We start from the raw sequence: 13,400 nt of genomic DNA on the forward strand, positions 1-13,400 counted from the left end.
TACGTTCTTGCGGCCTCTGGACGAAGATTGTCCTTCCGGCTAGACCACGCGGCATAACAAAAATACGGGAAGCGCCGCCGCATGTCTCAACTTCATCTCGATCACCGCAAAGGTCTGCTTATCACTGGCCTCGGCGGATTGATCCTGTCCGCCGATATTCCCCTGCTGAGGCTCGGTGAAGGCGAGACGTGGTCGACGCTGCTTTTGCGCAGCGGCACGACATTTATCAGCGCTTTTGTCATCTGGGCGCTGTGGAGTCTTGCGACAGGCCGCGCGCGTACGATTGTTCCGGGCCGCGTCGGGTTTTTGGTCGCGGGCCTCTACGGGCTCACCTCGATCTGTTTCATGATCGCGGTCTACAATACGAAGACGGCTAACCTTGTCTTCATCCTGGCTTTCAACACCGTGTTTTCAGCATTGTTGTCCTGGGTATTCCTGAAAGAACGGCCGAAGACCGTCACATTCATCGCCATGTTCTTCATGCTGATCGGCGTCGGTATAATTGTTCGCGAAGGGCTATCGTCGGGCCATGTGTTCGGCGATCTGGTGGCGCTGCTGTCCACCTTCATCCTTTCGACGGCGATCACGGTCAGCCGCTCTTCGGGCAAGGATATGGGTTTCGCTGCGATCATCGGCACGATATTGCCGATGATCGTCGCCGCCTTCATGGTCTCGCAGAATGGTTACACCGTCGCAGTACCCGGCTGGATCATTTTCAACGGCGCGGTCGTGACGACCCTCGCCTTTCTCTGCCTCGCCGCTGGCCCACGGTTTCTTTCGGGACCTGAAGTTGCCATGTTCTATTTGCTGGAAACCGTGTTGACGCCAATCTGGGTCTGGCTGGTCTTTGCTGAAAAGCCCAGCGATCCGACCCTTGTGGGCGGGATCATCATCATCGCGTCACTTGTTGGTCATTCGCTTTGGCAGATGTATCACGTGCGCAAGAGGTCACGGATGGCAGGCCTGGTTCGCCATCCGATCTGATCTTACCTACTCTGCCGCCTCAATCGCAGGCTTCGAAGGAAGCAGGGGAACGGTGTGTATCCCGGGTCTAACGGTGATCCCCGGCTCATCCGGCTTGTTCGGACGGAACGACCAATGGAATACACTCGCTGTCCAGCGGCTGACATCATCCATGATCGTGTAGAAAGAGGGCACGAACACCAGTGACAGGACGGTCGAGATCAACAGGCCGCCAATCACCGCAATCGCCATCGGCGCACGGAATTCGCCGCCATCACCGAAAGCCATGGCTGCTGGCAGCATCCCGGCCGACATGGCAATCGTGGTCATGACAATCGGGCGGATACGCTTGCGGCCTGCATCGATGATCGCTTCATCGCGCGGTATGCCATGTTTCACCTCTTCGATCGCGAAATCGACGAGCATGATAGCGTTTTTGGTGACGATACCCATCAGCATCAAAATACCGATGACGACCGCCATGGAGACCGAATTATTGGTCAATAGCAGCGCGACGGCGACACCGGCGATCGACAGCGGTAATGACATCAAAATGGTGAAGGCGTGGAAAATACTGCCGAACAGCAGGATAAGCACGACGAACACCAGCATCAGGCCCATGATCATGGCATCGCGGAACCCGGCAAAAACCTCGCCCATGACTTCGGCGTCGCCGGTTTCCTGAATACGCACGCCTTCCGGCATGGATTTCGCCTCCGGAAGGTTCTTGACGATGGAGAGCCCCTCGCCGATCTCCTTTCCGTTCGCCATATTGGCGCCGACAACGATACGCCGTTCGCGATTAAAACGCTCGATCGAGGATGGTCCCTGCCCGAAACTGATCTGGGCAATGGATTCCAGTGGCACCACGACTCCCGATGGTGTGGTTACGGTCAGCGTACTGAGAATCGACAGATCGCGCCGCGATTCTTCGGTCAGCTGAACGCGGATCGGTATCTGGCGATCGCCGACGGTGTATTTGGCAAGGTTAGGATCGAGATCTCCTTGCGTTGCAACACGCAACGCATCCGACAGCGCTGTCGTGGAGATGCCCAGCTCCGCCAGCTTGTCCATGCGCGGCGTCACGATGATTTCCGGTCGATCAAGCGCTGCTGTCGACGAGACCGCCTGAAAGTCGCCAGTCGCGGTCATGGCACTCTGCAGTGAGCGAGCCTGTTCGGTGACCTTGTCGCCATTGCTGCCGATGACGCCGACAGCGAATTCCCGCTCGCCGCGATCATTGACGAAATTTGCCCGCAAATCAGGTACTTGCGACAGTTTGTTGAAAATATCGACCTCAACCTGCTTCTGCGTGCGTTCTCGCTCGCTCTTGTGGCTGAGCTTGACGATCATCGTTGCGCGGCGGGTGTCGAGGGAGCCGGTTGGCGAGGCGCCGCCGGTTATATAGGTTTGCTGGACTTCGGGAATTTCGCGTACCAGCGATGCCGCTTCGTCAGTTACCCGGCGTGTTTCATCGATGGGTGCGCCGGGCGGCAGCTCGAGACTGACGGCGACGCGCGCTTCATCCTGCGGCGGCACGAAACCAGCCGGCAGAAAGCCCATGGCCCAGATGGAGACGGCAAATATGGCCACCCCACTGAGCAACGTCAGCCATCGATAGCGCAGCGTGACGGTGAGGAAACGTGTATAGGCCTTGATCCAGCCGGTCTCCTGCTCACCGTGGTGCAGGCTCTTGCCATCGCGTAGAAGATAGGCCGTCATCATCGGCGTTATCAGACGGGCGACGAGCAGCGAAAAAAACACTGCGACGGCCACCGTCAGGCCGAACTGCTTGAAGTATTGCCCGGCGATGCCGCTCATGAAGCTGACCGGCGCGAAGACAGCGATAATGGTCACCGAAATGGCGATAACGGCGAGGCCAATTTCGTCGGCGGCTTCGAGCGACGCACGATATGGCGATTTGCCGGAACGCATGTGCCGGACGATGTTTTCGATCTCGACGATGGCATCATCGACAAGGATACCCGTCACCAGCGTGATACCAAGCAAGCTGATCAGATTGAGCGAAAATCCGAGCATGTCGATCGCCCAGAAGGTCGGGATTGCCGACAACGGCAAGGCGATGGCTGCAATCAGGGTAGCTCGGATATTGCGCAGGAACAGGAAGACCACGACGATCGACAACAATGCGCCTTCCACCAATGAACTCATTGCGGATTCATAATTGCCATAGGTGTAGTTCACCGAATTATCGATGATGCTGAAACGCGCGTCGGGATATTTCTGCTGCAGCTGATCCATTCGGGCTTGCACGAGCGCATAGACATCGGCATCGCTCGCACCCTTGGCGCGGAAGACGCCAAGCGATACCACCGTCTGGTTGTTCACACGCGCAAAGGACTTTGGCTCTTCATAGGCATCGGTGATCGTTCCGAGCTGATCGAGCCGTACGGAGCGTCCACCAGCAATAGGGATTTCCACCGCTCGCAAATCATCAAGCGTGCGCGAGGCGCCAAGCGTGCGGATCGTCTGCTGGGTGGTGCCGAGATCGCCGCGCCCGCCAGTCAGATCGGCATTCATCGACTTCAGCGCACGATTGACATCGGCAGCCGTCACACCAAGTGCGGTCAATCGATCGGGATCCAGCGCGACACGGATTTCACGCGTGACGCCGCCATAGCGCTCGACACGGCCAACGCCTTTCAGGCCCTGGATATCGCGGAGGATCTTGTCATCGACGAACCAGGAAAGCTCTTCCGACGTCATTGTCGGCGCCGAAACGCCGTAAGTCAGGATCGCAGACCCCTCCACGTCGACGGAATTGATTATCGGTTCCTTGATCGTTGCGGGAAGGTCATCGCGGATACGCGAAACTGCGTCCTTGACGTCGTTCAACGCTTTTTGTGTATCGACCTCGAGCCGAAATTCCACGAGCGTCGTGGAATTGCCTTCGGTCAAATTGGTCGTGACATTCTTGACGCCGGTGATATTCGCCACCGAATCCTCGACCCGCTTGGCGATCTGCGTTTCAAGTTCTGTCGGCGCCACGCCTGGATCGGTGACTGAGACCGAGATCAAAGGCACATCGATATTGGGAAAGCGTGTGATGGGCAGCTTCGCAAAGGCCATCAGGCCAAGCACCACCAGCACGACGAACAGCAGGATCGACGGAACGGGGTTGCGGATGGACCAAGCGGAAATGTTCCAGTTCATTTGATGGCCCCCGTCGCCTCGTCGGCTATCCGGACAGGCGTGACGCGATCGCCATTGGCTACGAACGTACCGGCACGCGCCACGACATCTTCGCCCTCGCCAAGGCCTTGCAGCACTTCGACAGCACGATCATTGCGAATGCCAAGTTCAACCTTGCGGCTTTCGATGACACCATCCTTGACCACCTGCACGAGCGCCGAAGTGCCATGGTAGACCACGGCAGAAAGGGGAACGTTGACGCCTTCACGACGGGTCAACTCGACTACCGCGCGGGCAAAGTTGCCGGGCCGGATCGATGCATTCCTGTCGAGCGCGATTTTGACCGAACCGAGACGCGAGCTTGCGGTGATCTCCGGCGATATCAGGCGGACACGGCCGGCGACAGGGTCGTCCAAGCCGGACACCCGGACGGAAACCGGCATGTTTTCTTTCAAGCGCGGCAGATCGACCTCAGGAATATTGGCCGCCAGCTCGAAATCGCGATCACGGGCGATGCGGAACAGAGGGCCGGCATTGAAAGAGACGATACCACCGAGAAGTGCATTGCGGCTCAAGACCACACCGCTTGCGGGCGCCCTCACATCGGCTTTCTCCAGTCGCAACAGGACATCGCGCTTTTGGGCCGCAACGAGCTGCAATTGCGACTTGGTGGCTGACAGAGCCTGCCGGGCCGTGTTGAGACGGGCATTGGCGCTGTCATGCGCGTTCGTGGCATTGTCCAGTTCCATTTTGGAGTTGATGCCCTTCATCGACAGGGCACGCGCCCGCTCCAGAGCTTCCTGAGCCTGGCGAACGGCAATCTCGGCGTCGACGATCTGCGCCTCGGATTGGGCAATGGATGCATCGGCCTGGGCGCGTTGCGCTTCGATCTGAGCCAGCTGGATTTCGAGCGAGGATTTATCGAGGCGCGCGAGGATATCGCCCTCTTTCACCACGTCGCCTTGATCGGCATTAAGCTCCAGAACAAGCAAACCGGCGACATCGGTACCGACTGCCACTTCCTGACGAGGCACAATAGTACCCGTAACGGTGAGCGTTGCGACCATTTCATTGATGCCGGCAGGGATGACATTGATGACCGGCGGCTTGGCTTCGTGAATTGCTGCCGTTTTCTCCTCTGCGAATCCGCTGGTGGCCGTGGACGATGAAAGGCCCAAGGCAAGAGCCAGGGAAATCAGTACTTTTTTGCTATTCTGGCTCATTGGAAGACCCGGGGTGAGAGCAATATTCATTTGTTTGCCAAAGATTTTGTCGGTCGCAGCAAGCCGACGGCGAGCGCGCGGAACACCGGCTCCAGCGCCTCAAGCGGTACGCCTTGCGCGGGAAAATTACGCATTATGATCCCCTCGCCCATGGCAGCCAGTGACGCCACAGCGAGGTCCAGATCGGTGACAGGATCGATCTCGCCGCGTTCCTTCGCTGCAGAAAATGCTGCGAGAAGCTCTTCGCGCATCAGGCCTTCATGAAGTTCACAGATGGCGGCAACGCTTTCGTTTCGCATGGATTCGGCGCGCACCTCGACGAAAAGACGGGCGCTGGAATCGCGAGGGCCTGGCCCCTCGTCATTCATCGACATCTTGCGTACGTGATCGAGGCCAACATTCGTGATGGCATCAACGATATTATTTGACTGCGACATCCGTGCGAGAATTTCCGCACTTTGCTGGCGGTGAGTCGCGGCGATCTTCTCGATGATCGCTTCTTTCGAAGGGAAATAACGATAGAGCGCTCCCGGGCTCATGCCGGCTTCCGAGCAGATCTCGTTCATGGAAGCGCCACGAAAACCGGAGCGTATGAAACAATTCATGGCAGCGGTGAGGATGCGTTCTTCCTGCGCCTCGCGATTGCGCGCTCGCTTGCCGAAGAGTTTGGCGACGAAACAACGAGGTTCGTCGTCCGCAGCATCCGCTGAAATGTTTGCAGCCTGCTTTGGCAGGACGTGATCAACCATAGAGCACCGAAAAAAGAGAGAACGTTCTCTCTCATTTACACGATGGACAATGGAAGATCAATACGAGAATGATCGCTCTCGTTTCATTTTCGACAAACTGAACGAGTCGTCAGGAAAACTTGCCGGAGCGCGGGAAACCCTTTGGCACCATGCGCCCTGCAGTCGCGCGCGGGCCAGCCCATTCCAGTAGTTCCAATTTGCCGCGGGTGAAGCTGCGGCCGGAAGCGTCCTGCCATGTCAGCCCCTGCTCCATCGTGAAAACGCGGATATCAGCGACGCCGCCATCCTTATAGCGTTGCAGACGAACACCCTTTCCGCGTGCAAGTTCTGGAATTTCGGTAAGGGGAAACACGAGCATCTTGCGGTTTTCGCCGACGATCGCAACGCTATCGCCGCTGATCGGGATGCAATGACGAGCTTCATCAGGCGCTTTGACGTTCATCACCTGCTTGCCCTTGCGCGTGTTGGCGATTACCTCGGCCTCGGGCACAAGGAAGCCATTGCCCACATGTGACGAAAGGAGCAGCTTTCGCTCCGGATTGTGCACGAAGGCCATCACGATATCCTGGTCGTTCTCCATGTCGACGATGATCCGGATCGGCTCACCGTGACCCCGCCCGCCCGGCAGGCTGTTCGCTCCGATGGTATAGAACTTGCCGCCGGTCGTCAGGACGAGGATACGGTCCGTGGTCTCGGCGTGGAAGGCGAGCTTGAGCTTGTCGCCCTCCTTGAAGGTCAGCGTCGAGAAGTCCGCCAGATGCCCCTTCATGGCGCGCAACCAGCCTTTTTCGGAGACGACGACCGTTACCGGCTCCTTCTCGATCATGGCATGGTGCATGTCTGTCAAATCATGCTGCGGTGCATCGGCGAAAGTGGTCCGGCGTTTGCCGAGGGGCGTATCCGCGCCGTACTTTTTCTGCATCTCGGCGATCTGCCAGGAAATCGTCTGCCATTGCTTGGCGTCGGATCCCAGCAGTTCCTCGATCTGCTTCTTCTCGCCTGTCAGGCCGTCAAATTCCTTGCGGATCTCGAATTCCTCGAGTTTACGCAACGAACGCAAACGCATGTTGAGGATGGCTTCAGCTTGGTTGTCGGTGAGTTCGAAGCGGCGGATCATTTCCTGCTTCGGCTCATCTTCCTCGCGGATGATGCGAATGACCTCATCGATATTGAGATAGGCGATCAACATGCCGCCAAGGATTTCCAGCCGGCGCTCGATCTCGCCAAGACGATGGCGGGAACGCCTTATGAGGACGTCCTTCCGGTGTTCTAGCCATTGCTTCAGCACATCGCGCAGCGACAGGACGTTCGGTACCTTGCCGTTCGAAAGCACATTCATGTTCAATGGGAAGCGCGTTTCAAGCTCGGTGAGTTTGAACAGGGATTCCATGAGGATTTCTGGATTGACGCTGCGGCTCTTGGGCTCCAGTACGAGGCGCACGTCTTCCGTGGACTCATCGCGCACGTCGTCCAGCAGCGGCAGCTTCTTCGCAATCAGCAGCTCGGCGATCTTTTCGATGAGCCGTGATTTCTGCACCTGATACGGAATTTCGGTGACGACGATATTCCAGGTGCCGCGCCCCTGATCCTCGACCTGCCAGCGTGCACGCAGGCGAAACCCGCCGCGCCCGGTTTTGTAGGCATCGAGAATGGCCTCCGGCGTCTCGACCATGATGCCGCCAGTCGGGAAATCCGGACCGCGAACTTTGGTCTTTAGCGGGTCCTCATCCTCGGTCTGCGACATCAGTTCTTCGACCGTCGCATCCGGATATTTGATCAGGTGCAGCGCTGCCGCACAGAGCTCCGACACATTATGCGGCGGGATGGAGGTGGCCATGCCAACTGCGATGCCCGAAGAGCCATTGGCAAGCAGATTGGGAAATGCGCCGGGAAGGACGATCGGTTCTTCGTCTTCCTCGTTATACGTCGGGCGGAAATCAACTGCGTCCTCAGTGATGCCTTCGAGCAGCAGCATGGCAACATCGGTCATCCGCGCTTCGGTGTAACGCATCGCCGCTGGATTATCGCCATCGATATTGCCGAAATTGCCCTGCCCGTCGACAACGGGATAACGCACGGCAAAATCCTGCGACAGCCGCACCAGCGCGTCATAGATCGACTGGTCGCCATGCGGGTGGAACTTACCCATGACCTCGCCGACAATACGCGCGCATTTCGCATAGGACTGATCGGGCGAGAGACGCAACAGGCGCATGGCATGCATGATGCGGCGGTGAACCGGCTTCAACCCGTCGCGCACATCCGGCAGGGCGCGGTGCATGATCGTCGATAAAGCATAGGCAAGATAGCGCTCTTCCAGCGCCGCCTTCAGATCGACCGGTTCCACATTATCATCGCCATTGTCTGGCGGAATCAGGCTTTTTCCCATGCCAATGGACTATCAACTCGCGGAATCGCGGGCAAGCAATGATTCGCCAAGATCACAGGCTGGTGGCGATCATTGCAACGTTCAATTGCATACACCTTGCGTCCACACCTCAAATCTGACTTTGTAACGCCCAAATTGCATCACAGTCTTACCGCTCCTGATGCGTTATGGTTGAAAACAACAGGGATCAAAACATGCCTCCAATCCATCCTGTGAAGTCGGGTTTGCGCGTTCTTGCAGCAGCCTCGGCTCTCTCCGTTTTATTTGCGGGTTCGGCCTATGCGGTCGATGGCGACGCGGTTGCAGCCCGCTTGAAGGCTCTTTATGGCGAACAGGGCGGTACGATGGAGTACAGCCATGTGGAAACGCATGACTCCACCGTCATTCTTCAGGACACGAAACTGTCGACCGCAGGCATGAAGGAAACCTTCAAAGTCGGCGATATTACGCTTAGCGACGTCACGGACGTGTCGGGAGGCGGTTTCAAGATCGGAACATTGGCTATGCCGGATATCAATTACACTCCGCCAGCCAAGCCAGACAGCAAAATAAGCGTTCAGGGAATCAACCTCCAGGGCATTACACTTCCACCCGAGGGTGCGGCGGAGCCATTGGCCAAGGTTTTTCAATACGAGAAAGCCGAGATCAAGCACATTGCTGTCAACGCCAAGGGCAAGGACATTTTCGCGGCCGATGATTTGATTACGACGATCTCTCCGCTGACAGAGACGTCTCCCATTACGTTCACGAGCAATGTCGCGAGCTTCAAGGCGGATCTCTCTGATGTCCAGGACCCAAAGACCAAAGACGCGCTGAAAGCGCTCGGATACGAGACCATTTCTGGAAAGATCGATGCCGCGGGGACATGGAATATGTCTGATGGGCGGCTGAATATGGAAAAAATGGACTTTGTCGCGGACGATGCTGGTACGCTTGGCATCAAGGTCGACATCTCGGGCTATACCCTCGATTTCATCAAGGGAATGCAGGAAGCCACCAAGAACATGGACGGCAAGGATGATAACGCCAAAAACATGGCCATGCTTGGCCTGATGCAACAGCTGAGCTTTACCGGTGCGTCCATCCGTTTCGATGATGCCTCGCTCACCAACAAGGTGCTCGACTATGTCGCCAAACAGCAAGGTGCCAAGCGCAGTGATCTCATCGGTCAAGCCAAGATGATACTGCCAATGGCGGCGGCGCAACTCGGCAATGCCGAATTCGCCCAATCGCTTGCGGCCGCCGTCAACGCCTATCTCGATGATCCCAAAAACATCGAGGTCAAGGCAGCTCCGGCAAAGCCGGTGCCCTTTGCGATTATCGCTGCCGGCGGCATGGCCGATCCGAAATCGCTGATCAAGACCCTCGGCGTCACGGTTAACGCAAACCAGTAATCGAAACTAATCAATGAAAAAGCCCGGCAGCAATGCCGGGCTTTTTGTTTTACTGGAGTCAGTTAGAAGAGGTTTTTAAAGCTCTTTCTTCACCGGATTGAGCCGAATGTTCAGATCGCGCAGCTGAGCCTGCGATACGTCCGACGGGGCATTCATCAAGAGATCATTTGCCTGCTGGTTCATCGGGAACATCGTGATCTCGCGCAGGTTCTTTGCGCCGACGAGCAGCATAACGATACGATCGATGCCAGCCGCCATGCCGCCATGCGGAGGCGCGCCATACTGGAAGGCGCGATAGAGAGCGCCAAAACGTTCCTCGACCGCCTCCCGCGAATGACCGACAGCCTCAAAAGCCTTGACCATGGTTTCCGGCAGATGGTTGCGGATGCCGCCCGAGGCGATCTCAAAGCCATTGCAGACCATATCGTACTGGAAAGCCTTGATCGTCAGCGGGTCCTGGTTTTCCAGCGCATCGATTCCACCCTGCGGCATGGAGAATGGATTGTGAGCGAAATCAATCTTCTTCTCGTCTTCGAGCCACTCGAAGAACGGGAAGTCGACAATCCAGCACAGCTTGAACTGATCGCGGTCGATGAGGTTCAGTTCTTCGCCGGCGCGTGTGCGGGCGGCGCCTGCAAAGGACACAAACTTCTTGGGATCGCCAGCAACGAAGAAGGCCGCATCGCCGTCGCCGAGACCGAGCTGCATGCGCAGCGCTTCGGTGCGTTCCGGACCGATGTTCTTGGCAAGAGGGCCTGCCCCTTCAAGGTTGTCGCCTTCCTTGCGCCAGAAGATATAGCCCAGGCCCGGCTGGCCTTCGCTTTGCGCCCAGGAATTCATGCGGTCGCAGAAAGCGCGCGAACCACCGGTTTTGGCCGGAATCGCCCAAACCTCGACCTTCGGATCGTTGGCGATCATGTTGGCGAAAACCTTGAAGCCGGAACCGGCGAAATGTTCGGTCACCGCCTGCATTTCGATCGGATTGCGTAAGTCAGGCTTGTCCGAACCATATTTACGCATGGCGTCGTCATAGGTGATCCGCGGGAATTCGTGTGTAACAGGCTTGCCGTCGGCAAATTCCTCGAAAACGCCGCGTAATACGGGCTCCATGGTCGAAAGCACGTCATTCTGCTCGACGAAGCTCATCTCGATATCGAGCTGGTAGAATTCGCCTGGAAGACGATCGGCGCGCGGATCTTCATCGCGGAAGCACGGCGCGATCTGGAAGTAGCGGTCGAAACCGGACATCATGATCAGCTGCTTGTACTGCTGCGGTGCCTGCGGCAGTGCGTAGAATTTGCCGGGATGAATGCGGCTCGGCACGAGGAAGTCGCGCGCGCCTTCCGGGGACGACGCGGTGAGGATCGGCGTCGAAAACTCGGTGAAACCGACATCGGTCATACGGTGGCGCATGGCGGCGATGATCTTGGTGCGCGACATGATGTTCTTGTGCAAACTATCGCGGCGCAGATCGAGGAAGCGATATTTCAGGCGAATGTCTTCCGGATAGTCGAGCTCGCCGAATACCGGCAAAGGCAGTTCCTTTGCGGCAGACAGCACCTCGATTTCCCGGGCAAAGACCTCGATCTCACCAGTCGGCATATTGGGGTTGATCGTGTCGTCCGTGCGAGCCTTGACCTCCCCGTCAACGCGAATAACCCATTCACCACGCACGGTTTCTGCCAGTTTGAAGGCTGGCGAATCCGGATTGGCAACGATCTGCGTCAAGCCATAATGATCGCGGATATCGATGAAGAGAATGCCGCCATGATCGCGGACGCGATGAACCCAGCCGGAAAGACGAACAGTTGAACCTACGTCCGATTTACGCAAGGCGGCGCAGGTATGGCTGCGGTAACGGTGCATGATAAGTGCCTCTGATAGTGGGATGGACATGCGTGGAAAGCCCCGCAAGCGGTCCAGGAATTTGCGCGGACAAGCGCATTTTGAGGGTGATTTGTCAAGATCAGGATTGGGACGGAGACAAACGCATATCCATTCGCTATAGAAATTTCATGACCATGATTACAACCACTGATCAGCTTGAACAGGCTGTTGCCGCCCTCACCCAATCCGATTTCGTGACAGTCGATACGGAATTTATCCGGGAGACCACGTTCTGGCCGGAGCTTTGCGTTATACAGCTCGCCTCGCCTGACCACACGGCGATCGTCGATGCTTTGGCGCCGGGCCTTGATCTTGCTGCGTTTTTCAAGCTGATGGCCGACGAAAAAATCGTCAAGGTTTTCCATGCCGCGCGCCAGGACATCGAAATCATCTTTCACCTCGGCAATCTGATCCCGCATCCCGTGTTCGACACACAGGTTGCGGCGATGGTCTGCGGCTTCGGGGATGCAATCGCTTACGACCAGTTGGTGCAACGGATCGTTGGAGCGCAGATCGATAAATCGTCGCGATTCACCGATTGGCGGCGGCGCCCACTCTCGGAAAAGCAGCTGGACTATGCGCTGGCCGACGTCACCCATCTGCGCGACATTTACCTGCATCTGAAGAGCAGTCTCGAAGCGGAAGGCCGCACCGAGTGGGTTCTCGATGAGATGAAGATCCTCACCGCACGCGAGACCTACGACATGCATCCGGATGACGCCTGGAAGCGGCTGAAGATGCGGCTGCGCAAGCCGGTGGAGCTCGCCGTCCTGCGCAGTGTTGCCGCCTGGCGCGAACGGGAAGCGCGCGAACGCAATGTGCCGCGCGGCCGTGTCATCAAGGATGACGCCATATACGAAATCGCCCAGCAACAGCCGCGCGATGCGGAAGCGATGTCGCGTTTGCGAACGATTCCAAAGGGTTGGGAGCGTTCGAACATGGCAACGGGCCTGCTCAATGCCGTCAATCTTGCGCTCGATCTGCCTAAGGAAGACATGCCGCGCCTGCCAAAATCCGTGCAGTCACCAGAAGGCGCAGGTGCAGCGGCCGAGCTTTTGAAGGTGCTGTTGCGGCTCGTTACCGAGGAGCACGGCGTTGCCGCAAAGGTCGTCGCGACCACCGACGAGATCGACAGGATCGCGGCGGAAGGCGATGCGGATGACATTCCGGCGCTGCAGGGATGGCGGCGCGAAGTGTTTGGCGAGAAGGCGCTGCAGCTCATCAATGGCGAGCTCTGCCTCAAATTCGAGAACAAGAAGATACGCGCCGTGGAATGGCCGGACGCCAAAACCGCAACCGAAAACAACCAAATTTCTACTGCCGATTGAAATTCTTGCGCCGGATTCGATGATTCTTGCATAGGAATCGATCATTCGTGTGCAGGATTCGCAAACTCTTGTGTGATTTCTGTCCCGGACCAAAACAGGTTTTCTCGAGACTTATAGTTCGGTCCTGATCGAAGCATCGAGCCACCGATTTCTTGCATGGATCATGTGCGTGGTTCGACAAGCTCACCATGAGGGAGAAGGGTTGATTGCAGTGATAATCGTTAAGGTTGCTGTTCTCGGCTCTTGCAACTCACTCACTCCCTCATGGTGAGCTTGTCGAACCACGCACAATATTCACGCAGCAAAAATTGAGT

Annotated in this window: 8 protein-coding genes; 3 read left to right on the forward strand and 5 right to left on the reverse strand. The window is 57.1% G+C overall.

Features of this window, described 5'->3' with window-relative positions; genetic code table 11:
- The first annotated feature begins 81 nt into the window (after positions 1-81).
- On the forward strand, positions 82-984 hold the full coding sequence (locus FHS21_RS01710) for a DMT family transporter (protein WP_183660847.1): 903 nt from the start codon (positions 82-84) through the stop codon (positions 982-984).
- 6 nt (positions 985-990) lie between these two features.
- On the opposite strand, the gene FHS21_RS01715 is transcribed toward FHS21_RS01710, so the two are convergent.
- The 4 genes from FHS21_RS01715 to parC all read right to left on the reverse strand — a co-directional run bounded on the left by FHS21_RS01715 (position 991) and on the right by parC (position 8,477).
- Positions 991-4,137, reverse strand: a complete 3,147-nt coding sequence (locus tag FHS21_RS01715; RefSeq protein WP_183660849.1) for an efflux RND transporter permease subunit — start codon at positions 4,135-4,137, stop codon at positions 991-993.
- Positions 4,134-5,339: an efflux RND transporter periplasmic adaptor subunit gene (locus FHS21_RS01720; protein ID WP_112530966.1), complete on the reverse strand. Its 1,206-nt coding sequence runs from the start codon at positions 5,337-5,339 to the stop codon at positions 4,134-4,136. Before FHS21_RS01720 ends, FHS21_RS01715 begins: the two co-directional genes overlap by 4 nt.
- 26 nt (positions 5,340-5,365) lie before the next feature.
- A complete protein-coding gene (locus FHS21_RS01725) occupies positions 5,366-6,088 on the reverse strand; it encodes a TetR/AcrR family transcriptional regulator (protein ID WP_112530820.1) in 723 nt (240 codons plus the stop codon).
- Positions 6,089-6,197: 109 nt separating this feature from the next.
- On the reverse strand, positions 6,198-8,477 hold the full coding sequence (parC, locus tag FHS21_RS01730; protein WP_112530819.1) for a DNA topoisomerase IV subunit A: 2,280 nt from the start codon (positions 8,475-8,477) through the stop codon (positions 6,198-6,200).
- Positions 8,478-8,671: 194 nt separating this feature from the next.
- Between parC and FHS21_RS01735 the strand changes: the two genes are divergently transcribed.
- Entirely contained in the window at positions 8,672-9,871 is a 1,200-nt protein-coding gene (locus FHS21_RS01735; RefSeq protein ID WP_183660851.1) for an aq_1923 C-terminal domain, read from the forward strand.
- 75 nt (positions 9,872-9,946) lie between these two features.
- Here the strand turns inward: FHS21_RS01735 and aspS are convergent, their stop codons facing one another.
- Positions 9,947-11,737 (reverse strand): aspartate--tRNA ligase, encoded by a 1,791-nt coding sequence (gene aspS, locus FHS21_RS01740; protein WP_183660937.1) that lies wholly within the window; start codon positions 11,735-11,737, stop codon positions 9,947-9,949.
- 149 nt (positions 11,738-11,886) lie between these two features.
- Here aspS and rnd point away from each other — a divergent pair, with 149 nt between their 5' ends.
- A complete protein-coding gene (gene rnd / locus FHS21_RS01745; RefSeq protein ID WP_183660852.1) occupies positions 11,887-13,086 on the forward strand; it encodes a ribonuclease D in 1,200 nt (399 codons plus the stop codon).
- The last annotated feature ends 314 nt before the right edge of the window (positions 13,087-13,400 follow it).

The organism is Phyllobacterium trifolii (assembly GCF_014192095.1).
In the GTDB taxonomy this organism is placed as follows: Bacteria; Pseudomonadota; Alphaproteobacteria; order Rhizobiales; family Rhizobiaceae; genus Phyllobacterium; species Phyllobacterium trifolii.

What these genes read in the sequence shown, in the direction of transcription:
- FHS21_RS01735 (WP_183660851.1), top strand. Translation starts at nt 8,672, where the DNA reads ATGCCTCCAATCCATCCTGTGAAGTCGGGTTTGCGCGTTCTTGCAGCA.
- parC (WP_112530819.1), bottom strand. Translation starts at nt 8,477, where the DNA reads ATGGGAAAAAGCCTGATTCCGCCAGACAATGGCGATGATAATGTGGAA.
- aspS (WP_183660937.1), bottom strand. Translation starts at nt 11,737, where the DNA reads ATGCACCGTTACCGCAGCCATACCTGCGCCGCCTTGCGTAAATCGGAC.
- FHS21_RS01710 (WP_183660847.1), top strand. Translation starts at nt 82, where the DNA reads ATGTCTCAACTTCATCTCGATCACCGCAAAGGTCTGCTTATCACTGGC.
- FHS21_RS01725 (WP_112530820.1), bottom strand. Translation starts at nt 6,088, where the DNA reads ATGGTTGATCACGTCCTGCCAAAGCAGGCTGCAAACATTTCAGCGGAT.
- FHS21_RS01715 (WP_183660849.1), bottom strand. Translation starts at nt 4,137, where the DNA reads ATGAACTGGAACATTTCCGCTTGGTCCATCCGCAACCCCGTTCCGTCG.
- FHS21_RS01720 (WP_112530966.1), bottom strand. Translation starts at nt 5,339, where the DNA reads ATGAGCCAGAATAGCAAAAAAGTACTGATTTCCCTGGCTCTTGCCTTG.
- rnd (WP_183660852.1), top strand. Translation starts at nt 11,887, where the DNA reads ATGACCATGATTACAACCACTGATCAGCTTGAACAGGCTGTTGCCGCC.